We start from the raw sequence: 24,671 nt of genomic DNA on the forward strand, positions 1-24,671 counted from the left end.
CAATTAATAAGTTGCGTGATATACTTCCCCGCTTGAAACAATTTAACTAATAACTTCGGAAGGACATTCCCTTGCAAGACGAACAATTAAAAGCATTTATCATCAATCAACTTGAAGAGATGAAAGCAAAAGAAATAGTAACAATTGATGTAGCTGGTATTTCAGATATCACTGATACATTAATCATTTGCACAGGTACATCAAAACGCCACGTACGCTCAATTGGTGAGCAAACTGCATTAGCTGCTAAAAATGCAGGTGAAGTACCATTAGGTGTAGAAGGCCTTGAAGGAAGTGAATGGGTATTAATTGATATGGGCAATGTCGTTGTACATGTTATGCAAGATGAAACACGTCAATTCTACCAACTAGAAAAACTATGGACTGAATCAGTCTAATGAAGATTCAGCTAATTGCAGTCGGTACTAAAATGCCAGACTGGGTTGAAAAAGGTTATCTTGAATACGCGCGACGTTTTCCAAAAGAAATGCAACTTGAATTATTAGAGATTAATGCAGGAAAACGTGGTAAAAATGCTGATATTAAACGCATTTTGAAAAAAGAAGGCGAGCTAACCTTGGAAGCGATTCCTAAAGGTAACAAAATAGTCACCCTCGAAGTAACAGGTAAACCTTGGACAACAGAGCAATTAGCTGGAGAGATGACAAAATGGCAGCATGATGGACGCAATATTAGTCTGTTGATCGGCGGGCCAGAAGGTTTGGCTCCAGAATGTATCAAACAGTCTGAACAACGTTGGTCTCTTTCAGCCTTAACATTACCGCACCCTCTGGTTCGGATCATAGTCGCTGAAAGTTTATATCGTGCATTTACCTTAACAATTAATCATCCGTATCATAGAGAGTAGTTGTGAGAATCAAACGTAATAGCATACGCGACCACAGCGCAGAATCAGAATTAGTCATGCGCAGAACCATTGCGGTTTTTGTCGCGATTTTATTTGCTATCGGCATTTTAATTACTAATTTATATTACTTACAAATTAGCTCATTCAACAATTATAAAACACGTTCTAATGACAACCGAATCAGTGTGCAAACCATCGCACCTAATCGTGGACTCATTTATGATCGCAACGGCGTGGTTCTTGCTGAAAATCGATCCGTCTATAGCCTTCAAGTTATTGTAAGAAATACAAAAACATTACAAGATGATATTAAACGCTTAACGTCATTGCTTTCCCTTACCGAAACAGAGTTACTTAACTTTAAAAATAATAATCGTAATTCACGTTCATTTAAACCAATCACTATTCGAGATCAGTTAACACCTGAAGACGTCGCCCTCTTTACAGTTAACCGTCATCATTTTAAAGCCTTTTCTATTCATGCCAGTTTTAAACGTTATTATCCATTTGGCGATGCCTTTACCCATGTTTTAGGTTATATAGCAAAAATTAATAGCCGAGATTTAGAACAAATTGAAAAGCGTGGTGAAGAAATTCGTTATCGCGGTACCAAGTACATTGGTAAGCTAGGTATTGAAAAATTCTATGAAGATCTATTACATGGACAACCCGGTCAACGACAAGTTGAAGTAGATAGCTGGGGTAAAGTCATTAGAACCTTGGATTTTACTGCCCCTGTCCCAGGAAAAGATCTTAAACTCAACATCGATATTGACTTACAACTTAAAGCACAGTCTCTATTAAAAGACATGCGTGGTAGCATTATTTTAATGGAAGCAAAAACAGGTGCTATCTTAAGTTTAGTCTCGGCACCCAGTTACGATCCAAACTTATTCGTATCGGGTATTAGTCAAAAACAATATCAAGGTTTATTAAAATCAAAAGATAGACCACTGATAAACCGAGCAACTCAGGGACGTTACCCTCCAGCTTCAACGATCAAACCACAAATGGCGCTTCTAGCACTTGATGAAAAAGTGATCACAGAAACAACCACTATTGTTGATCCAGGTTGGTGGATAGTACCAAACAGTAAACGTCGTTTCCGAGATTGGAAAGCTTGGGGGCACGGTATCGTAGACGTATTCCACGCAATAGAACAAAGTTGTGATACCTTCTTCTACGAAACCTCTTATAACTTAGGTATTGACCGTATTGAACCCTTTATGCGTTTATTCGGCTTTGGTGAATACAGTGGTTTAGATATTGCCGAAGAAACTAAAGCGATCATGCCTTCACGTTCTTGGAAGAAAAAACGTTTTAAAGATCCTTGGTACGATGGCGATACAATTTCTGTTGGTATCGGTCAAGGTTACTGGACAGTTACGCCTATCCAATTAACCAAGGCAACGGCGATTTTATCAAGACGTGGCAACAGCATTGTCCCACATCTATTAAAAACGATTTCCTCGGCAACGGATTCATACTCTCCAGTGCATGAGTCAAAACAACCCATTAAACTAGAAAGTGATAACTATTGGAATATCGCACTAGATGCGATGCAAGGTGTAACAAGTAAAAGAACGGGTACCGCTTATAAAGCGTTTAAAGGCGCAAAATATACTGTTGCTGGTAAATCAGGGACTGCGCAAGTTATTAATATCGCAGAAGATGAAACTTATGACGCAGAAAAAATTAATGAACGTCATCGTGATAACGCAATGTTTGTTGCTTTTGCCCCATTTGATTCGCCTGAAGTTGTTGCTACGGTAGTATTAGAAAATGCGGGTGGAGGTAGTAGTCATGCAGCTCCAATCGTACGTCAATTGTTTGATGAATATTTCAAGAAAAGTGCCCCTAAAGCACCAGCAACGGACTTTTAATTATGTTAAGCCCTCAATCTCAAAGAAGTATATTTAACCGCTTGCATCTTGACCCTTATCTATTACTCGGGTTGTTTGCTTTAATGGCGATCAGTTTAACCGTTTTATACTCGGTAGCTGGTTATCCAATGGTATATCGTCAAATAATACGTTTAGTGGTCGCTTTGGCTGCGATGTTTGTTATCGCTCAGATACCGCCCGAATGGTATCAAAGATGGGCTCCAGCTATTTATATAGGCTGTATTTTATTACTAATTGCAGTACTTGTTATTGGCCATACAGGTAAAGGTGCACAACGATGGTTAGATTTAGGTTTTACTAAATTTCAGCCTTCAGAGGTAATGAAGCTGATCATGCCATTGATGGTTGCCTATTATGTTAGTGAATTCACCCTGCCGACACGATTTAGACAAGCAATTGTGGCACTACTAATAGTCATTGTTCCAACATTATTAATTGCTAAACAACCAGATTTAGGAACCTCTATATTGGTTGCTTCATCGGGAATATTTGTACTATTTCTATCAGGTATTTCATGGGTTTACATTGGTATTGCCTTTGCATTAATACTCGCTTTCATCCCTATTCTTTGGTTTTTCTTAATGCATGATTACCAACGCGGCCGAGTGCTCACTCTGCTGAATCCAGAAGCGGATCCATTGGGCGCGGGCTATCATATTATTCAATCCAAGATAGCCATTGGTTCCGGTGGTTTCTGGGGTAAAGGTTGGCAACAAGGAACACAATCACAGTTAGAGTTCTTACCTGAGCGCCATACTGATTTTATCTTCTCAGTTTTCTCTGAAGAGTTTGGTTTTGTGGGTGTTTTATTGTTATTAAGTATCTACCTTTTAATTATTGGACGTGGACTGTGGATTGCTAACCAAGCACAAGATGCATTTACCAAACTGATTGCTGGTAGTATTATTCTTACTTTCTTTGTTTACGTATTTGTAAACATTGGCATGGTAAGTGGCTTATTACCCGTTGTTGGTGTTCCATTACCGATTGTCAGCTTTGGAGGAACGTCAATTGTGACCTTGCTTGCAGGCTTTGGGATATTAATGTCCATCCAAACTCATAAACGCTTTAATATAAAACGGTAATAATTAATGAAAAAGATCATCTCACTGTGTTTTATTTGTGTGTTATTAAGCGCTTGTAGTAATAACAATCGCTACCAATATAGTGATGATCATGCCCCTTCAGATATTCCACCATTAGGGCATATTGAAGATGTTAATCCACGTTATGAACCTTATTCTCGTGGCGGTAATAGAAATTACACGGTACGTGGCATTCGTTATAAAGTAAAAAAAGGGATCACAGAGCTAACTCAGCAAGGTGGTGCTTCTTGGTACGGTAATAAATTTCACGGTCATTTAACTTCTAATGGTGAACGCTACAATATGTTCGCGATGAGTGCCGCGCATAAAACCTTGCCTTTACCAAGTTACGTTCAAGTTACTAACTTAGCAAACAACAAACAAATCATTGTACGCGTAAATGATCGCGGTCCCTTCCATGAAGGTCGTATTATTGACCTTTCATATGCCGCAGCGAGAAAACTAGATATGTTGCAAGCAGGCACAGCACAAGTAGAGATAAAGTTATTACATTTTAATAAAGATGATGAAGTTGATTTATTAGCTGAAAAACGTCAGCAAACACAAACGACCAATGAAGCTTTTAATATTCAATACTTAGTCACAGCAGATGCCGAAAAAGCAGCTTTATTCTCAAAGCAACTAGCCGATCAACATCAAGTACCTAGCTTTTATGCTCAGCAAGATAAATTGTATTACTTACGTTTAGGCCCTTTAAGCAATGTATTACAGGCTGAAAATATACTAGAAGAAGTGAAAAAACATTATCCACAAGCTTATATATTACCTAACGCATCGATAAGTAAATAATCTTGTCACTGACATAAGCCTCTTTCCCCATCAAGAGGCATTATCAAACGACTTCCAATAACCACTTCTCCCCTCACAAAAAAACTTGAACAAATGTTCACGCAATCCTTGAATATTGATAAACAGCCCTCATTATATCTTTACGTATTTATTTTATTAAGGTTCTAACATGTCAATTGATCTACTTACTCCCTTTAAGTTAAACAGCAAAATCGAACTTAAAAATCGAGTCTTAATGGCGCCATTAACTCGCTGTATGGCTGACGACAACCTAGTTCCCACTCAAGCAAGCGTTGACTATTATGCTCGCCGTGCCGATACCGGTTTAATTATTAGCGAAGCAACCATAATTCGACCTGATGGCCAAGGTTACCCAAATACACCAGGCTTATTTTCACAAGCACAAATTGAAGGCTGGAAAAAAGTAACAGACGCAGTACATAACAATGGCGGAAAAATGTTTGCACAACTTTGGCATGTAGGCCGTGTTGCACATCCTCATTTCTTTGGTGGTGGTGATGTACTTGCACCGTCAGCACTTGCAGCTGAAGGCTCTGTTCCACGTATGCGTGAACTTACTTATGTGGTGCCTAAAGCAGTAACCCTTGAAGATATTAATCAACTCATTAAAGATTATGTAAAGGCCGCTGAAAACGCGATAGAAGCAGGTTTTGATGGAGTAGAAATTCATGGTGCGAATGGATATTTAATCGACCAATTTTTGCATCACGATACCAATCATCGTGAAGATGAGTACGGTAAAACACCAGAGAACATGTCACGTTTTGCACTACAAATTGTGGATTCTATTATTGAAGCGATTGGTGCTGAAAAAACAGCGCTTCGAGTTTCTCCAGGTGCTTACGTTAACATTAAAGAAAATGCGCAAGACCAGGCAGTCTTTGATTATTTATTACCTCAACTGGAACAAAGAAACTTAGCTTATTTACACGCTGGTATTTTTGATGACAGTACTCGTTTTGACTCTTTACAGGGCAAAACAGTGTCTGAATTTTTACGTGCAGGTTATAAAGGGACTTTAGTGGGTGTAGGTAGTTATAGTTTTGAAACTGCTAAAGCAGCGATTAACAATGAACACTTTGACTTAATTGCCATTGGACGTCCATTAATTGCAAATCCAGATTACATTAGTAAAGTAACAAATGGTGAAACATTAGTGGAATATAACGAAGCCATGTTAGCTGAATTGAAATAGTGTTAAAAAATATCGTTAGCTAAAACAATCAAGACAATCTAGCAATAACTAGATTGTCTTTTTATTAGCTATTCGCTTATTCCCCTGCTATTTTCATTTTTTCAATTAAAATAGAGCCGGTTTTTAAACTACTTCTTGGGTCGATATCGGATCCAATTGCACTAATGTCCATAAACATCTCTTTTAAGTTACCTGCGATTGTAATTTCATGAACAGGATAAGCAATCACTCCATTTTCTACCCAGAAACCTGCAGCACCACGAGAGTAATCTCCAGTCACCATATTAACGCCCTGTCCCATTAGTTCAGTGACGAATAAACCCGTTCCCATCTCTTTTAAAAGACCAGCTAAATCTAAACCTGAGTCTTTAACAAACCAATTATGAATACCACCAGTATGCCCAGTACTTTTTAATCCCATTTTTCGAGAAGCGTATCCCGTTAAAAGATAGGTTTGTAAGAAACCATTATCGATAATATCGCGCTTAATAGTACGTCCACCTTCGCTATCAAAAGGAGAACTCGCAATACCTTTAATTACATGTGGGTCTTCTGTAATAGACATCCAATCGGGGAAGATTTGAGTGTTAATTGAGTCCAACAAAAATGACGATTTTTTATATAAACTACCACCACTAATTGCACCAACCAAATGACCAAAAAGCCCGCTCGCCATCTCAGGACAAAAAAGCACAGGGCTTTCTTGCGTTGGTATTTTGCGTGCGCCTAGGCGTTCCACTGTGCGTTTAACCGCTTGTTCTGCAACCCATTGAGCAGATAACAAGTCATTCATATCACGCGCACTGGTATAACTATAATCTCGTTGCATTTCATCGTTTTCTTGCGCAATTAACACACAACTTAAACTGTGGCGACTACTTCCATAGCTTTCCAAGAAACCGTTACTATTACCGTAAACTTGCAAGCTCGTATGGCTATTTACACCTGCACCATCTGAATTAACAATGCGCTTATCTAAATTCAATGCAATATCTTCACACTGTTTAGCTAATGCTAATAATTCGTCAGTATTTTTATTACTTGCATGATAAAGATCTAAATCTAAAGGATTAGTTTCTAAGCAGCTTTTATCTAATAAACCTGCAAAAGGGTCTTGGCTTGTGTACTTTGCAATATCAACCGCTGCTTTAACGCTTGCTGCAATTGCTTCTTCACTTAAGTCAGCAGTGGATGCACTGCCTTTACGATGATCAACATAAACGCTGATCCCCATTGCTCCATCATGATTAAATTCAATATTCTCAACTTCCCCTAAACGGGTGTTAACAGAAATGCCTGCGCTTTTTCCGAGGGAAATTTCAGCTTGGCTAACTCCCAAATCATTAGCAATATTAAGAGCTGTATTCACAGCATTTTCTAACAACTGTTTCTGTTCAATCATGTAAAGGCACCGCAATGTAAAATATTAAGATGCGAAATAATAACATGGATTAAGGCAAGCATCTTGCGATGATGGTATGATGCGCTTAATTATTTAATCCCTAATGTGATAAACCATAAGCTATGAATAAAAAAGTTGAAGAAATTCTTGAAGAAGAAGAAATCAGTAAGTCACAAATTAAACGTGAAGCTGAAGCATTAAAAGATATTGGCAGACAGTTAGTTGCCTTAAATGCAAAACAATTAGCACAAATTCCAGCAAGCGATACGCTAATGGAAGGCATTAAAGTGGCTCATAAAATAGCGACTAAACATGAAGCGCTACGCAGACAGTTACAGTACATAGGCAAAGTGTTACGTACTGAAGACATGGAAAAAATCACTGCTAAATTAGATATTCTTAATGATAATAACCGTAAAAGAACGCATGCTATTGCGCACTTAGAGTTGTTAGCAGAGCAATTAATTGAACTAGGCGATACCAAAATTAACGATGCATTAGCAATGTACCCACAATTAGAGCGTCAAAAATTACGTCAATTAGTTCGCCAAGCGAATAAAGAAAAGAAATTAGAAAAGCCAGCGAAGACAGCAAAAGAATTATTTGTATACCTAAAAACACATTGTTTATAAGCTTGCCAAGCGAATATTCAAAGCAATAAATAAAAAAGTCCGAATAGATAATCTATTTCGGACTTTTTTATAACTTTCAAAAACTAGCTGTTAGACCCAAGTTTCTGCGCGCTAATTTGTACCACCAACGGTTAGTTGATCAATCTTCAAGGAAGGCTGCCCAACACCAACAGGAATACTTTGCCCTTCTTTGCCACACACACCTACGCCAGGATCTAAGCTCATATTATTAGCGACCATTGAGACTTTTTGCATCGCATCAAACCCGTTACCAATTAATGTTGCACCTTTAATAGGAGCTGTAATTTTACCGTCTTCGATCAAATAAGCTTCAGATGCTGAGAATACAAATTTACCTGACGTGATATCCACTTGACCACCACCAAAATTAGGCGCGTAAATTCCCTTCTTAACGCTTTCAATTAACTCTTGATGTTCATATTCACCGTTAAGCATAAAGGTATTCGTCATACGCGGTAAAGGTAAGTGTGCATAAGATTCACGACGTCCATTACCCGTCGGGTCAACACCCATTAAACGTGCGTTTAACTTATCTTGCATATAACCTTTTAGGATACCGTTTTCGATAAGCACATTACGTTGCCCTTTAGTGCCTTCATCATCAATATTCACAGAGCCACGACGATCTTTAATACTACCATCATCAATAATCGTACAATGCTTAGAAGCAACTTGCTGTCCAATTTTTCCAGAGAAAGCCGATGAACCTTTACGGTTAAAATCTCCTTCCAATCCATGACCAACCGCCTCATGTAATAAAACACCTGGCCAACCAGCACCTACAATAACAGGCATAGCGCCAGCTGGTGCAGCAATAGCATCAATATTAACTAAGGCTTGTCTGATAGCTTGTCTCGCGTATGAAAAGGCTTTCAATTCGCCTTCTTGCGTATCGGTAAAGTAATCGAGATCGAAACGACCTCCGCCACCTGCACTACCTCGTTCGCGCTTGCCATTTTTTTCAACTAATACAGAACAACTAAAACGAATTAATGGACGAATATCAGAAGCTAAAGTGCCATCACTGGCCGCCACTAATATTTCTTCATAGACAGCGTTTAATGACACAGTCACTTCACTCACTGAGGGTTCTAAAGCACGAGCAAAAGTATCAACTTGTTTCAACAACTCAATTTTTTTATCGCGGCTCATGCTTTGCAGAGGATCATTTGAAGTATAATAAATAGGTTGTTTAGTTGGCATAATCAATTTAACAGATCGTTCTTGACCTGAATTTGCAATACTTTTAGCTGCATTGGCCGCTTCTGAAATTGCTTGTTTAGAGATATGGTCAGAATACGCAAAGCCTGTTTTTTCACCTGAAACAGCACGAATACCAATGCCCTTTTCGATGTTATAACTACCTTCTTTAACAATGCCATCTTCTAATAACCAAGATTCGTGACGGCTTGCTTGAAAATAGAAATCTGCATAGTCAATTTGTGCTCCAGATATTTGGCTAAGCTGTGATTCAAGATCACTGATTTGCATATCCGCTGGGGCTAAAAAATTGTCTGCAACTTGTTGAAAAGACATTAAAGATCCTTATCTTATTTAAATTCTTGTGTGCACTTGAACCGTTTATGTTGTTGTACAGGCATTTTTGTTCTTACTTCTTGTAGCTTTTTATTATCGAAATCAGCTTGAACGATAGCACAGCCGATTGTTGATTGTACTAACACTTCGCCCCAAGGGTCGATAATCATTGAATGCCCATAGGTAGCACGAGTTTGATAATTGGGATGCGCTGTAAAATGTTCACCACCTTGATTAGCTGCGACAAAATAGCATTGTGTTTCAATAGCACGAGCCTGTAAAAGCGCTTTCCAATGTGCTTCACCTGTTACCTTAGTAAAGGCCGCAGGCAGCATAATAATATCAGCACCGCATTCTCTTAATGTTTGGAATAAACCAGGAAAACGTAAATCATAACAGATTGCGAGACCGATTTTGGCAAAACCGCAATCTACTACTTTCACTTCTTGACCTGCAATAAACGTATCTGATTCACGATAAGAACCATGTGAGTCTGCAACATCAGCATCAAAAAGATGGATCTTATTATAATGTTCAATCAATTCACCCTCTGGTGAATACACCAAACTCGTTGTATATATTTTTTCTTGTTGCTCACTTTGAATAGGAAAGCTGCCACAAATAAGGGTGCACTGATATTGTTTCGCTAAATTTGCTAAACGAGATTGAATTGGTCCGTCACCAAGCACTTCGGCAACCGCTAAATACGCTTTTCTATCGGCAAAACAAAGTGCGTTTTCAGGCAATAAAACTAAATGATGGCAACCTTCTTTAAATTTAGGTAACTGTGCAAGCTGTGTTTGAATTTGTGCAAAATTAGCATCTACATTATCATCACTAATAATTTGAATAGCAGTGAGTTTACACTGTTGATTATTCATCATCACTACCTTGGCTTATTTGGTTATCTTCAATTTCTTCTAAAACGGCACTATTTTGTAATTTTATTTTGCCTTTCTCGCTGCTTTCCATTTTAACAACAGGATCCATAATGGAACCTTTAATAGAAAAATCAACACGGATAATCGTATCAACAACTGGCTCTAATATTTTAGTTAACATCAACACCGCTGCACCTGTTAATGGGTTTACAGCAAAAGCCGCTAATACAGGCAAACTAGAGGTCACAGCCGGACTATAACTTAACCGATAATTAACATTAAGATTAGGTAAATCAATTAATCCACCACCCGATATTTTACCCGCCGAGCCATCTAAATAAAAATCATCACTCTTCACAACACCATTATTAATATTCGCAGAAAGAGATAAATCATCAAACCCTAACCCTTTAGAAAATACGTTTCCATATTCTAAATTCAAACTACGACGTATCGCGTCAAGGCTTAAGAAACTTAGTAATCGAGCACCATTATCATCCACTTCAGTGATCATGCCATCTTCTAAATCCGCAGACATCACTCCGCTTAATGATTCTAAATTAAATTGCCATGGCGCACCGATCCAGTTTAACGCGCCACTTACTTCTGCTTGGTCATAAATGACAGGGGTCGCATAACCTAAACGGTGAATCAAGCTAGTATCACTATTCACTTTACTATCAACAATAATATTGGTGCGACGTTGATCCCATACACCAGACATATTGGTGAACTGATCATCTCCACCTAATTTGACATAATCGATGGTGTAACGTGATTGACTTGGAAAAACATGAGCAGAGAGAGCTGAGAAGTCCATTTTTTGATAAATACAACTGTCACATTCTAAAAAGACTTCAGGATAATCCTCTCGTAGATTTTCACTACGCTCATCAAACAAAGAGTCTTCTTTTTTAAACAAAGTATTCACTGCGTTTTCAACATCAAAGAACTGGAAATTCATTTGTTTTATGTTGATATCAAATCGATCTGGAATCCCTTTACGAAATTCAACATTAGTTACTAGGTCACTAGCACTCGTATTAATATTCCAAAAATTATCAATACGAGTGATGGTTGAATTAAAATTAAGTAATGGCTCTTCAAATAGCTCTGCTTGCTTAATATTCACATAAATATCATCAATATTGAATAACGGTTGTGGATCTTCTTCAACTGCTTTTTCTAATGATGGGTCACCCAATATTAATTTTTGTAAAGTGGGAGTCCAAGCCGTTAAGCTTATTTTATCTTCATTAACTCGAACGACTTGTTTTGTATAATCAATAGGTCGTTTTTTATCATTGCCAAAACCAAAATAAGCGTAGGGAATATGAACATTTTCTGTTTGATAATCCAACCCACCTAATAATTTAACTTTATTACTTATTTCTACGTCCCACTTGGCACTTAACTCATTGCCACTAAAGTTAACTTTACTTGGCCAGACTTGTAACGCATTTTTATTGTAAGGAATTGGTAATTGGCTTTTCATTCCTTGTAATGGAGAAGAGAAGTTTAAGTCGAAGTTATACCCTCCTTCAGAAAATTGTGTAAAAACAGCTTCACCTAACCAATCAAAGGTACCGCTTAATTGATAAAGAGAGAGTTCTTGAGGTCGATTCAATGTCAAAGCAGCAGCGTCCCATTGCCCTGAGAAGTCCATATTAACTTTATATTCATTTTCTAGAGGCGTTGTAAAAAACGAGAAATCAATAGGTTGCTCAAATAACTTACCTGTTAACCCTTTGCCAATCAATTCTCCATCGGTAAAGTTAAGTACGCCTTGCACCTGTTTTAGTGGGATCGCTAACTCTTCCCCAAGTTTAATATCAACATCATTGCTTAATAAGTTAATAGTACCTGAAACAACAGGATCTCCGTTTGCAGCAGTCAATGGAATAGTTAATGCAATATCTCCACTTATTTTATCGTTAACATGAATGATTTTTAATGCTTCCCCCACACTGTCTTTAAGTGGCGTATCAATAAAATATTGTGAGACAATTTGTGCATCTTCTTCAACTTGTCCGTTAATAGAAATCACACCATCTGCGGTTAAATGGTCGATATAACCAACTAACGAATCCAGTTTAATATCACCCAATTTAGCTTGCTGACTTGTCATGGATAGGCTGTCGTTTTCAAACAACACATCTAAATCTAAAGAATTTAACCCTTTCCATCCTTCGTAAAAATTATATTGAGCGTCTTTTACAGGGATAAATGCTTGGAAAATCCCATCGTTTTGCTGATAAGGGTAAGCCGATAAACTCCCGTACCAAAGTACTTTAGCGCCTTCTATTGAGCCTTTTTGCATCGTTGGTTGTAAATAATCGAAAACATCTTCGCCCATGGCAACAATAGGGAAGTAATGCTGTGCTTTTGAAGCATCGTTTAAGGACGCATAAGAATACAAACTTAAAAAAGGCTCGAGATCAGTTGCTTGTTGATTAGGTATAAATAACGAAAATTGGCTTAAACTTGTCAATTCATCGGTCACCAATGACACTTTATCACTTTGTAACTGCACACCTTTCTCATTAACCAACCAGTCGAATTGAAGCTCGGCATTATGCACCGGCATTGGTCGATTAAATTGCCCATCAAAGAGAATATTCTGTGCAGGTATCATTATTGAGGCTTTACCTGAATTTTTGTTGCTCGCGATATCAATATTGGCATCACTAATACCAGGAAAAACACCTACAGCCTGATTATTAAAAGCGTCAATTTGGGCTGCGATGGTTAATTCACCGGGTTGATCTACCGTCACCTTAATCGTTTTTAATTCACCACCAATTTCTAATTGATTAACCGTTTCAATATCCGCTTCTGGAGCGTTTGAGAATAAAAGCGCAAAAGGAACAATCGTATTTAAATTAACGCCATTAATATCAAATTCACCAGACTGTCCGCCAATCCCTGCTCCAGAAAGCTTAACATCAGCCCAAGGCACATAATTGTATTCTAGATTTAAATCATAACTATCAAATAACCAGTTTTTATCTTGATAGGAGAATTGTAATAAACCATCATTTAATTTCCAATCATGTGACTGCCCCAATAGAGACCAATTAATTTGTGAGCTTCCCCATTCAAGTAATAGATTTTTAGGACCATTAAAATCAAACTCACTCCATAATTTAAATGACACATTGGCCGCTTTTAATTCAGCTAAAGGGTTAATTTGAGGCTGTAAGTAATCGGTTATATTTAAGTGTTCAGCATGCGCATAAAGGTTGGCTATAAGTTGATCATTCGCACCATTTGCATCACCAGTAATATCAATCAAAAACTCCAAAGTATTCTCACCTAAGGTATCAGGTAATGAAGCTTTACCAACGCCTTGGTGATGCGAACCATTATTCAACCAAGTTAGATCTTCTACATAAATAGTCTTTTGGTTTGAAAGGTGATCGGTAAAATTTAGCTGACTCTCTTTAATCGAGAATGAGCTCAAACGAGAAAGAAAGATATTCTTAAGTGAGTCAATAGTGACGGCCGTTGAATTTGCATCAGTGGAATTACTTTCAAAACGATCAAGACGATAAGAGGATTTTAGAACTAAATTGGCGCCTTTTAATGAAATATCATTAAACACTAAGGTTTGCTGTTTAATACTATTAAGGAAGTCGAGGTGTAGGAAAAGATGATCTAATTTTAATTCAAAGGGTAAAAGAGGCGCATCAACAAAGTTTACATTTTTTAACGTGAGCACTAGTCCAGAAAAATCAACACCCGCCGAGATTTCATCAACACTGATATTAATATCGTGCTCAGCAGCAATCCATTCGATTAATTTAACTTTATAGGTGTTTACGTCGGTACTAGCAACACGTGCTGCCGTTAATAACAAAGCAATAAGAATTAAATGAGCGGCAATGCAAGCGCATAGCCACCTAAAGCATTTAACAATAAACTTTCTCAAAAGTGTTCATCCATCAAACTCAATCCCACTTTACATCATAACTACATCAAATTGCTCAGGCCCATATAAGGGCTCAGCGTGAATTTCAACACGCTTTTGCATAAATACAATTAACTCACCCAAGTTATGTGATTCGTCTCCCTGTAAAGCCTCAGCAACGGCAACAGAAGTATAAACAACAAAACGTTCAACATCATAGGCGCGGTCAACACGAAGAATTTCTCTTAGCACTTCATAACAAACCGTTTCAACTGTCTTAACATAGCCGCGACCATTACAAGTTTTACATTCACCACAAAAAATATGCTCTAAGCTTTCATGAGTCCGCTTACGCGTCATCTCAATTAACCCTAGTGGAGAGAAATCATTAATATTGGTTTTAACACGATCTTTTGCTAAGGCTTGCTCTAAACTATTGAATACACGACGACGATGATCTGCCGACTTCATATCGATAAAATCAAGAATAATAATGCCACCTAAATTACGTAAGCGTAACTGACGTGCAATCGCCAGTGTCGCTTCAACATTAGTATTAAAAATCGTTTCTTCAAGGTTACGATGACCAACAAAAGCACCAGTATTAATATCCACTGTTGTCATCGCTTCAGTTTGATCAATGATTAAATAACCACCTGACTTTAGAGGTACTTTTCGCTCTAGTGCACGTTGCACTTCATTTTCAACATCAAACAAATCAAAAATTGGACTGGCACCTTTATAATGCTCAATCTTACCTTCTAATTCTGGAATAAACTCAGTACTGAATTCAGACAATTCCTTAAAACTAAGTTTTGAATCGATACGTACCCTATCAATCTCACTGCCGACAAAGTCGCGTAATATACGGAAAGCTAACCCAAGATCTTGATATAACAATTTATTTTTAGATTCTGTGCGCTGTTTACGAGTGATGACTTTGCGCCAAACGCGTTGTAAAAAAGCAGCATCGTTTCTTAACTCGACTTCAGGAGCGCCTTCAGCCGCAGTACGGATAATAAATCCACCTAATTCATTAAGACATGATTGTGTTATATCCTTTAAACGATCGCGCTCTTGTGCACTGTCAATTCGCTGTGAAACACCAACATGCTGACTATCTGGCATAAATACTAAATAACGAGAAGGCAAAGTAATATCAGTCGTTAAACGCGCCCCTTTTGTACCTAACGGGTCTTTAACAACTTGTACAATAATATTCTGTCCGGGTCTTACCAGTGTTGCAATATCAGCGACTTTGAATTTTTCTTTCTCTGCACCAGCGACACATTCAGTGTGTGGCACAATATCTGAGGCATGCAAAAAAGCGGCTTTCTCTAAACCAATATCAACAAACGCGGCTTGCATACCGGGTAAAACTCGAGTGACTTTCCCTTTGTAAATATTCCCTGCAATTCCTTTGCTTGCTTGACGTTCTATATGTAATTCTTGTAACACGCCACCTTCAATTAAGGCGACACGTGTTTCCGTCGGAGTAATATTCATCAATAGTTCAACAGACATTGGATACTCCTTTAAATGATTTTATAAGCTCTGCGGTTTCATAAAGAGGAAGACCTACCACCGCGCTATAGCTACCTGAAATATGTGTAACAAATTGACCTGCGATCCCTTGAATACCATAACCACCGGCTTTATCTTGTGGTTCACCGGTTTCCCAGTAATCTGAAATTTCTTGTTCTGTTAACGCTTTGAATGTCACCGCTGTCGTCACTAATTTAACAGACTGTTTTTGTTTACTGACTAAAGCAACGGCAGTTAAAACTTGATGAGTATTCGCAGACAACAAATCCATCATTTGCTTAGCATGCTGTTTGCTTTTAGGCTTTTCCATCACCACTTCTTCACAAAGGACGATGGTATCAGCACCTAACACAACACCTTGATGCTTATTTTTTTCTAATCCTGCCAATGCTTTTTCTAACGCTAAGCGTTGCACGTAAGCTTGACTCGTTTCATCATCTTGCTTGGTTTCATCAATCTCAACGCTGATATGTTCAAATTGGACATCTATTTGTGATAATAATTCAGCTCGTCTAGGTGAATTGGAAGCGAGGAATAAGGTCATCAGAATTAAGAAACCTTAAATTGAAGACGTACAAAACGCATAAATACAAAGAAACATGGCCAGATAAGCATAGAAGTAAAGATTGACCAAAAATATGACTGGTGCAGTACTATGACTTGTATGCTTGAAGCAATCCAATACAAGGACACTTTAAGCACAAAAACAAACACGCCCATTAATAGAGTGGTTTGAAATAAAGTAAAGTTTCTAAAGCGTTGGAAGTTAATGCTAGTGAAATAAGCCAACAATGAAAATAGCAAAGCATGCATCCCCAAAGTAGAGCCTAATAATAGATCTAACATAATACCTAAAATGAAGGTATGGCCTATATTGACTCGGTGCGGCAATGCAATGATCCAATAAAATATCACTAACACCATCCATTCGGGCCTAAATGCATTTAATGAGACAGGCAATGGAAAAATCGCTGCAACAAGGCAAATGAAGAAAGTAAAATATATAATTTTATAACTATTAAATGGGGACATTTAGTTATTCCGGTGAGTCTAACGTTAAATCAGCACCAGCTAACGGATCATCGTTCCAAAGTAATAATAAGTAACGGCTTTTATCTAATTCTGCAGCAGGTGTTGCAGTTACATTCGCGTACAATTCACCTTCTTGGTATTCAAAACGGCTAATCGTCGCCACAGGATAACCCGCAGGGAAATGACCACCCAAACCAGAAGTCACTAGTACATCACCTTCTTTTAAATCCGCATTACTTTGTACAAAAGGCACCGTCAGTTTATCCCATGCACCACTACCATGAACGATAGCAACCGCATCATTACGTTGCACTCGAACAGGAATACCATGACTAGCATCAACGATTAAAACAACACGACTAGTAGTACTACCGACTTGAGAAACTTGTCCAATTACGCCTTTTTCATTGATCACAGGTTGATCAAGATAAACGCCATCAAGGGCACCTTTATCAATTAACACTTGGTGTGTGAAAGGGTCAGAGCGTAAACTCATCACTTCTGCGATCATACGTTTATTTTTAAACTGCTTCTTAGAGTTTAATAATTCACGTAATTGTTCATTTTCTTTTTGTAATTCGCCGAGCAAGAGACGATCGGCTTTTAGATGTAGGTTTTCTTTTTCAAGTAATGCGTTTCGCTCCATCAATACCTGTCTCGTAGTCAGACTTTCTGAGGCAGCACTAAACATTTTTTGTGGTGCATCAGCAACATATTGAATAGGGGAAACAATAGAATTTAAATAAACTCTAGCAGAAGAGAAAATATTGAATTGGCTATCAGCGATCAGCAAAATAATACAAAAAGCTATCACGAAGGATAGCCTTAATATATAAGAAGGACCACTAGCAAAGATTGTCTTCATTATTATTTTTATTGAATCTTAACGCAGACCTAAGCCTGCATATTGATATCAATCTCCGTTAAAGACGTCACCACCGTGTGTATCCATCATCTCTAACGCCATACCGCCGCCACGAGCTACACAAGTAAGTGGGTCATCAGCTATAATCACAGGGATACCAGACTCTTCAGATAATAAACGATCTAGTTCTGATAATAGTGCACCACCACCAGTTAACACCATGCCTTGCTCAGCGATATCCGCTGCTAATTCAGGTGGCGTTTTCTCTAGTGCAAGCATAACCGCTTGTACGATACCACTTAATGGCTCTTGTAATGCTTCTAATACTTCATTGCTGGTTAGAATAAAGCTGCGAGGAACACCTTCAGCAACATTCACACCACGAACTTCAATTTCTTTGATTTCATTAATTGGGTAAGCAATTGCAACGCTGTGTTTAATACGCTCAGCAGTGATTTCACCAATCGTACAACCGTATTTACGACGAACATAGTTGATGATAGCTTCATCAAACTTATCACCACCAATACGAACAGAAGCAGAATAAACAACACCGTTTAATGAAATAACAGCGACTTCAGTAGTACCACCACCGATATCGACAACCATTGAACCTTTTGCTTCAGATACAGGCATACCAGCACCAATCGCTGCAGCCATTGGCTCATCGATTAAGAATACTTCACGAGCACCTGCCCCCATTGCTGATTCACGAATTGCACGACGCTCAACTTGTGTAGAGCCACAAGGAACACAAACTAAAACACGTGGACTAGGACGCATGAAACTATTGTTATGTACTTGTTTGATAAAGTACTGCAACATTTTTTCAGTGATGTAAAAGTCAGCGATAACACCATCTTTCATCGGGCGGATTGCCTGTATGTTACCAGGTGTTTTACCTAGCATTTGCTTTGCAGCAGTACCTACAGCAGCAACTCTTTTTCCAGTTTTGTCCAAGCGAATGGCAACAACTGAAGGTTGGTCCAATACAATGCCTTGATCTTTAACATAAATAAGGGTATTTGCGGTTCCTAAATCGATTGATAAATCGTTAGAGAACATTCCTCGAAACATTTTAAACATGAAGATTTCCAAAAGAAGCCAATAAAAGTAGTTTCTACTCTACCAACACCCTAAAAATTCAGCAAGAAAAGAAAGTAAAAACCTTGCTTAAACTGTTATACAGTGACAGATATGGTCATTTTTCGAGCTGTATTTGTGATTATTTAGTGATCAACTTTGAATTCATTGTAATTTTTATTAGAAAAACTTGATTTTAGATTCTTAAAATTAAACTTTAATTTCTAAACTATTAAAGTTCAATACGAAAATAATAATTAATATAAAAACGAAACTTAAGTTTATCTCTAGTTCAATTTGATAGAAATAAGATGACTAATATGAATAATAAATATTTAGTATTTAAATCAGAAAATATATTTATAAAACAAAGCTGTTGAATTAATAAATAAAAACTGGCTAAATTCTAAATGTAGTTATGAACTTGTTTAACAAAGCACACTCAAAGACACTTATAACCTTTATATATACGTTTTATATTTATTTTCATCGAGTCATTCACCCTCTAGCCATACAAAGAACAACATCATGCCTAGAATTATGTTAACCGATAACAGGTGGTTTTTACTACTTCAAATAATGAAAAGTACTGGCCGAGTATATAATAAACCCGAACACAAAATGACCTTTGAAGGTATTCTTTATCGGTTGCGTACAGGTCTTCCATGGCGTGACTTGCCGCCAGAATTTGGTGATTGGAGTACGGTATATCGTCGTTTTAACCTGTGGTCTAAAAAAGGCATATTAAATTTAATATTCAACGAGTTAGCGAATAATGCTGACTTTGAATGGATATTTATTGATGGCTCTATTGTACGTGCTCATCAACATAGTTCAGGGGCTGCGACTACAGAAAACGAATGCATTGGTAAAAGTCGAGGTGGTAATTCTACCAAAATACATTTAGCAGTAGATAGTGGCGGCTTACCCGTTTATTTTGAGCTATCAGAAGGACAAAGACATGACATAGTTCATGCAGAAAACTTGGTTCAAAGTCTATCAGACGTGAAAACTGTTATTGCAGATAAAGGTTATGATAATGATAATTTTCGTGCTTTTATTAGCTTAAATGCTGACAAGAGCATCATTCCTAAAAGAAACTATGGTGCTGATATAGCAAAAGATACTACGGATTGGTGTTTATATAAGCATAGACACTTAGTTGAAAATGCTTTCGCAAGAATTAAACATTATCGAGCTATTTCAACTGGATATGACAAATTATCGCGGAATTATGCGAGTATGTTATCACTAGCATTTTTAATGATGTGGCTACCAATGCATTACTGAACAAATAATATACAGCAAAGATCAACACGCCCTAGTCAGTTTATAAAAATGTCACTGTCATAAAAATGCACATAAAATGACATAAAAAATTCAAACTAAGCTGTTAACTTCATGTAAACCAATTGTTAACTGCGAGTGAAGTAACTAATGAATTTTCTTTATTTAATCGTGACAGTAAGCTGTGCATGGCTACTCTACAAATTATTAATTCGCTTACAATTATCGCGAGCAAAACATAGGTCTTTAAGGGGCCATAGTAAATGGTCAAGACGTATTGCACGCCAATTACCTTTCTTTAGTTATGAAGGAGATGAATTTTTTAACAGTGATGGCGCACCAGCTGACATTGTACTCTTACGAAAATCAGCATTAATTGCATTAAATAATGTCTTAGAGAAACAATCACCACTAACATTAGACTATTGTGAATCCATTGAACCTAGTATTTCAGACGTACGCTTTACTAGTCATTACCGTTTTCCCTACCCCTACCGCAATGCATTGCCACGTGCTTTTAAATTAGGTTCAATTGCCGACGAAACATCGGGGTCGAAAGTCAAAGATCTTGACGGTAACTGGCGATATGACTTAACCGGATCTTATGGCGTGAATGTATTTGGTTATGATTTTTATAAGCAATGTATGGAAACAGGCATAGAAAACACCAAAGCATTAGGCCCAGTATTAGGCACTTATCATCCTTTGATCGCTGAAAACGTTGAAATGATCAAAGAAATATCGGGTTTAGATGAAGTTTCTTTTCATATGTCAGGTACGGAAGCAGTAATGCAAGCCGTTAGATTGGCCCGTTATCACACTGGAAAAACACATTTGGTGCGCTTTTGTGGGGCTTACCATGGTTGGTGGGATGGTGTACAGCCGGGTATTGGTAACACCCGAAAAAACAACGATGTTTACACCTTAGCAGACCTCAGCGAACAGAGTATAAAAGTATTAAGTACTCGAAAAGATATTGCCTGCGTCTTAATTAACCCCTTGCAAGCTTTTCATATTAATGCAGATGCACCATCAGATGCTTCGCTTGTCGCTAGTGATCGTCAAACTCATTTTGATAAACAGCAATACAGCAAGTGGTTACAACGACTGCGAACAGTATGTACTCAGCATAATATTGTATTGATATTTGATGAAGTATTTACTGGTTTTCGCTTAGGTTATCGTGGCGCTCAAGGTTTTTATGGCGTTCAAGCCGACATGGTCACTTATGGTAAAACACTTGGTGGTGGTTTACCCGTAGGGGTCGTAACAGGCACTCATCAACTAATGAAACGTTTCCAAGATGATAAGCCCGTTAACGTTTCACTTGCGCGCGGCACTTTTAACTCACATCCTTATGTCATGGGCGCGATGCATGCCTTTTTAAAACGTATTCAAAGCGATTCCATACAACAACAATATCAACAATCAGAAGCTCTTTGGGATCAACGAGTAGCTTACTTTAATCAATGTTTAAGCGAACAAAACTTACCACTGAAAATCACCAATATTCACTCGATTTTATCCGTTCAATATACCTTACCCAGTCGTTACAACTGGATGCTCCAATTTTATCTAAAGAAAAATGGCATCGAATTAAGTTGGACAGGAACAGGAAGGTTGATCATGAGCTTTAGTTTTACCGATGATGAATTCAACGAAGTAGTGGAGTGTTTTATAAAGGCAGCTCAACAAATGCAACAAGACACTTGGTGGTGGCAATCCCCTTTATTAACCAATAAAAACATAAAACGCCAATTTATGGTGGATATGTTAAAGACTAAATTTCCAATACTCAGCAAATTATTACCTAGCCCCTTGGCTACATAAAATATCTGATAACCAATAATTAATCTATATAATTTAAAACAAGGTAAAGTGAATTTGTCTAAATATACTCACAACACACAGGAATATGATTTCCGAAAATCGCTTGAATCTGAATTTGAACAGTTTATTGATCAACAATCAAAGCGCTTTGATCATGAAAACTGTTTAAAAATAGATTTACATTGTCATGACCATAACAGTGATATACCTGACGAATTATGGGGACGAATTTTACGCTTACCAGAAACCTGGTTAAAAACAAAGAAGCTGGTTAAAGCTTTAAAAGGAGCTGGTAGTGAGGTTGTCACAGTCACTAACCACAATAACGCAAGATCTTGTTGGGATTTAATCGACAAAGGAATTGACACCTTAGTCGGTGCTGAATTTACCTGTTATTTTCCTGAATACGAACTCTTCATTCACGTATTAGCTTATGGGTTTACCAAGCAACAGGAAATCGAACTGAATAATAAACGCCAAAATGTTTATGATTTTGTGCGTTATACTGCCGAGCAAGATATTCCAGTTATTTTGCCTCATCCTTTATATTTTTATACCAGAAACGAAAAAATTGATTTATCACTATTTGAAAAATTAGCAGTTATGTTTTCTCGTTTTGAAGTCCTTAATGGGCAACGAGATTTATGGCAAAGCGTATTAACACTAAATTGGATAGAGAGCTTAACGCCCGATAAAATTCATCAATATGCACTAAAACATAAGCTCAACCCAGCCTCTTTTGGCGTTGACCCAAATAAACATAAGGTCTTCACTGGTGGTTCAGATGACCATACAGGAATCTTTGCAGGTCAATGTGGCTCTCGCTTGTATATACCTAACTTACAAGAGAGATTGAAAACAGAAAGTCCCTCTCAACTTGCACTAGAAGCAATAAAGTTAGGTAATATTGCGCCTTTTGGTAAAGTTGCTGAAAATCAAAAACTTAATATTTCTTTATTAGATTACTTTTCACAAGTCGCCACTAAAATTAAAGACCCTGGTTTATTACGCATTTTATTACATCGAGGTTCTACATGGGATAAAGTCGGTTGCTTTGCTATCAGTAACGCAATGTTAGAAATGCAAAAGCACAAAAAAACCATGAAATTTTTCGATTTTGTACATGATGCATTACAAGGAAAAAAACCCAATAAATTGCTTAAATGGCAAGTTACTAAAGACTATAAATTTTGCATCACCAAACTAGAACAAATAGCTGATGCAAAACGTAATCAGCCTGATCAGTTTATAGAAATCGCGAACAATGCAATGAGTGAACTCTTTACTCACTTAAACTTACTCATTGCAAAACGTGTCACTGCCGCTATTAAAGACAACAAAGGGGTTTTATTAGACAGTTTTTCAGCAGAAGAGTTAACTCGAAAACTGGAGGTTCCAAGTCAATTAACCGCTTTATTTTTAGGTGGCAATAAACGTAAAGATAATATGAGCAACATCAATATGAGTAAGGTGTTTGATAATTTATCATTCCCTGTGTTGATTAGCTTTATTCTGGCAGGGTCAAACTTAGCTTCAACACGAGTTCTCTATCAAAACCGTCATTTATTAAATCAATTTGCTCAAAAATTAGGTAAAAATGAGCATAGCAAGCGCGCGTTATACCTAACCGATACATTACTCGATAAAAATGGTGTTTCGACTTCTTTGTCTGGAAAATTAAAAGAAATTCAACATTCAAATTTACCTATCGATTTCTTAATTTGTCATAGTGAAGCAACATCAGATTCACACTTACATGTTGTCAAACCCATTGCTGAATTTAATGTGAAGCGTTATGGCGACCAACAAATTCGTATTCCCGATTTAATGGAAATAGCGCGTATCTTTTATGAAGGTGGTTACGATCGCATAGTGTGTTCAACAGAAGGTCCAATGGCATTTATATCCTTGTTTATACAACAAATGTTTAATGTACCAAGTTATTTTTTTATGCATACCGATTGGATAGACTTTATTAAACACACTACCGACCTTAACCAATATGAGCGAGATAGAGTAAGGCGTTTAATGCGTGCATTATACAATCGTTATGATGGTATTTTTGTACTTAACCAAGAACATAAGCAATGGTTAACTGGGCATGAAATGCAACTAGCAGAAGATAAAGTATTCTTAACGGCACATCATACTCAAGCGCGCAACCAGCAAGCAACAGCTATTGATAAGTCAGAATTAATACCAGGTGCAAACCAAGATACTCCCGTATTATTTATTGCATGTCGTATTAGCCAAGAAAAGGGCTTATTTGATTTGCCAGAGATCATCACATTGGCAAAACAACGTCTGCCCAACCTTAAAATTGTTATTGCAGGCTCTGGACCTGCCACCGAAGAGCTAAAGGAAAGACTACCTGAAGCAATATTCCTAGGTTGGCAAAGCAAAGCACAACTAGCTTCCTTATACCTGGGTTTAGATCTATTTATATTCCCATCGCGCTTCGATACCTTCGGTAATGTCATTCTCGAAGCATTCGCACATGGCATGCCTACCCTCGCATACAACTGCAAAGGTCCGAAAGATATTATCCAAAATCAGGTCAATGGTTACCTAGTAGAAACGATTCCTGAGATGGCGGATGCAGTAGTGAACTTCTTCACAGATAAAAATAGCCAAGAAACAATGCGTCAGAAAGCCCTGCAACGTGCACAACAATATCAGGCAGAGCCTATTATGCAGCAATTTTTAAGTGACCTTGGGTTAGATCAACGAAGCACTTATACACAACAAAAAACGGTAGCTTAAT

19 protein-coding genes are annotated in these 24,671 nt (G+C 37.6%); 10 read left to right on the forward strand and 9 right to left on the reverse strand.

Features of this window, described 5'->3' with window-relative positions; genetic code table 11:
* The first annotated feature begins 71 nt into the window (after nucleotides 1-71).
* The 6 genes from rsfS to E2R67_RS08145 all read left to right on the forward strand — a co-directional run bounded on the left by rsfS (nucleotide 72) and on the right by E2R67_RS08145 (nucleotide 5,883).
* On the forward strand, nucleotides 72-398 hold the full coding sequence (rsfS, locus tag E2R67_RS08120) for a ribosome silencing factor (protein ID WP_134290446.1): 327 nt from the start codon (nucleotides 72-74) through the stop codon (nucleotides 396-398).
* Nucleotides 398-868, forward strand: coding sequence for a 23S rRNA (pseudouridine(1915)-N(3))-methyltransferase RlmH (rlmH, locus tag E2R67_RS08125; protein ID WP_134290447.1), 471 nt, complete (start codon nucleotides 398-400; stop codon nucleotides 866-868). The genes rsfS and rlmH overlap by 1 nt, the downstream gene beginning before the upstream one ends.
* Before the next feature lie 56 nt (nucleotides 869-924).
* Complete coding sequence (gene mrdA, locus E2R67_RS08130; protein WP_445177034.1) at nucleotides 925-2,751, forward strand: penicillin-binding protein 2; 1,827 nt, start codon at nucleotides 925-927, stop codon at nucleotides 2,749-2,751.
* Between the two features lie 2 nt (nucleotides 2,752-2,753).
* On the forward strand, nucleotides 2,754-3,857 hold the full coding sequence (gene rodA / locus E2R67_RS08135) for a rod shape-determining protein RodA (protein WP_134290449.1): 1,104 nt from the start codon (nucleotides 2,754-2,756) through the stop codon (nucleotides 3,855-3,857).
* Between the two features lie 6 nt (nucleotides 3,858-3,863).
* Nucleotides 3,864-4,667 (forward strand): septal ring lytic transglycosylase RlpA family protein, encoded by an 804-nt coding sequence (locus E2R67_RS08140; RefSeq protein ID WP_134290450.1) that lies wholly within the window; start codon nucleotides 3,864-3,866, stop codon nucleotides 4,665-4,667.
* A gap of 169 nt (nucleotides 4,668-4,836) precedes the next feature.
* Nucleotides 4,837-5,883 (forward strand): alkene reductase, encoded by a 1,047-nt coding sequence (locus tag E2R67_RS08145; protein WP_134290451.1) that lies wholly within the window; start codon nucleotides 4,837-4,839, stop codon nucleotides 5,881-5,883.
* A 76-nt stretch (nucleotides 5,884-5,959) separates the two neighbouring features.
* Here E2R67_RS08145 and pmbA read toward each other — a convergent pair whose 3' ends face one another.
* Entirely contained in the window at nucleotides 5,960-7,285 is a 1,326-nt protein-coding gene (gene pmbA / locus E2R67_RS08150; protein ID WP_134290452.1) for a metalloprotease PmbA, read from the reverse strand.
* Nucleotides 7,286-7,407: 122 nt separating this feature from the next.
* Here pmbA and yjgA point away from each other — a divergent pair, with 122 nt between their 5' ends.
* The gene (gene yjgA / locus E2R67_RS08155) at nucleotides 7,408-7,917 is read left to right on the forward strand and encodes a ribosome biogenesis factor YjgA (RefSeq protein ID WP_134290453.1); all 510 of its coding nucleotides are present in this window, start codon (nucleotides 7,408-7,410) and stop codon (nucleotides 7,915-7,917) included.
* A 111-nt stretch (nucleotides 7,918-8,028) separates the two neighbouring features.
* Here the strand turns inward: yjgA and tldD are convergent, their stop codons facing one another.
* Genes tldD through E2R67_RS08195 form a run of 8 tightly spaced genes read right to left on the reverse strand, consistent with a single transcriptional unit; the run spans nucleotide 8,029 to nucleotide 18,793 of the window.
* Complete coding sequence (gene tldD / locus E2R67_RS08160) at nucleotides 8,029-9,474, reverse strand: metalloprotease TldD (protein ID WP_134290454.1); 1,446 nt, start codon at nucleotides 9,472-9,474, stop codon at nucleotides 8,029-8,031.
* A 14-nt stretch (nucleotides 9,475-9,488) separates the two neighbouring features.
* Nucleotides 9,489-10,355, reverse strand: a complete 867-nt coding sequence (locus E2R67_RS08165; protein WP_208379499.1) for a carbon-nitrogen hydrolase family protein — start codon at nucleotides 10,353-10,355, stop codon at nucleotides 9,489-9,491.
* A complete protein-coding gene (locus E2R67_RS08170; protein WP_134290456.1) occupies nucleotides 10,348-14,286 on the reverse strand; it encodes a YhdP family protein in 3,939 nt (1,312 codons plus the stop codon). Before E2R67_RS08170 ends, E2R67_RS08165 begins: the two co-directional genes overlap by 8 nt.
* 30 nt (nucleotides 14,287-14,316) lie before the next feature.
* Nucleotides 14,317-15,789: a ribonuclease G gene (gene rng, locus E2R67_RS08175; RefSeq protein ID WP_134290457.1), complete on the reverse strand. Its 1,473-nt coding sequence runs from the start codon at nucleotides 15,787-15,789 to the stop codon at nucleotides 14,317-14,319.
* Complete coding sequence (locus tag E2R67_RS08180) at nucleotides 15,779-16,354, reverse strand: Maf family protein (RefSeq protein ID WP_279587489.1); 576 nt, start codon at nucleotides 16,352-16,354, stop codon at nucleotides 15,779-15,781. The genes rng and E2R67_RS08180 overlap by 11 nt, the downstream gene beginning before the upstream one ends.
* A gap of 5 nt (nucleotides 16,355-16,359) precedes the next feature.
* A complete protein-coding gene (gene mreD / locus E2R67_RS08185) occupies nucleotides 16,360-16,842 on the reverse strand; it encodes a rod shape-determining protein MreD (protein WP_134290459.1) in 483 nt (160 codons plus the stop codon).
* Between the two features lie 4 nt (nucleotides 16,843-16,846).
* Nucleotides 16,847-17,707, reverse strand: a complete 861-nt coding sequence (mreC, locus tag E2R67_RS08190; protein ID WP_134290460.1) for a rod shape-determining protein MreC — start codon at nucleotides 17,705-17,707, stop codon at nucleotides 16,847-16,849.
* 48 nt (nucleotides 17,708-17,755) lie between these two features.
* A complete protein-coding gene (locus E2R67_RS08195) occupies nucleotides 17,756-18,793 on the reverse strand; it encodes a rod shape-determining protein (protein WP_134290461.1) in 1,038 nt (345 codons plus the stop codon).
* Between the two features lie 525 nt (nucleotides 18,794-19,318).
* Here E2R67_RS08195 and E2R67_RS08200 point away from each other — a divergent pair.
* The 3 genes from E2R67_RS08200 (at nucleotide 19,319) to E2R67_RS08210 (ending at nucleotide 24,670) form a co-directional block, all read left to right on the forward strand.
* Complete coding sequence (locus E2R67_RS08200; RefSeq protein WP_134290462.1) at nucleotides 19,319-20,080, forward strand: IS5 family transposase; 762 nt, start codon at nucleotides 19,319-19,321, stop codon at nucleotides 20,078-20,080.
* 147 nt (nucleotides 20,081-20,227) lie between these two features.
* Nucleotides 20,228-21,907: an aminotransferase class III-fold pyridoxal phosphate-dependent enzyme gene (locus tag E2R67_RS08205; protein ID WP_134290463.1), complete on the forward strand. Its 1,680-nt coding sequence runs from the start codon at nucleotides 20,228-20,230 to the stop codon at nucleotides 21,905-21,907.
* A gap of 54 nt (nucleotides 21,908-21,961) precedes the next feature.
* Complete coding sequence (locus E2R67_RS08210) at nucleotides 21,962-24,670, forward strand: glycosyltransferase (RefSeq protein WP_134290464.1); 2,709 nt, start codon at nucleotides 21,962-21,964, stop codon at nucleotides 24,668-24,670.
* The last annotated feature ends 1 nt before the right edge of the window (nucleotide 24,671 follow it).

The sequence above is a fragment of the Psychromonas algicola genome, from assembly GCF_004378355.1.
Lineage (GTDB): Bacteria > Pseudomonadota > Gammaproteobacteria > Enterobacterales > Psychromonadaceae > Psychromonas.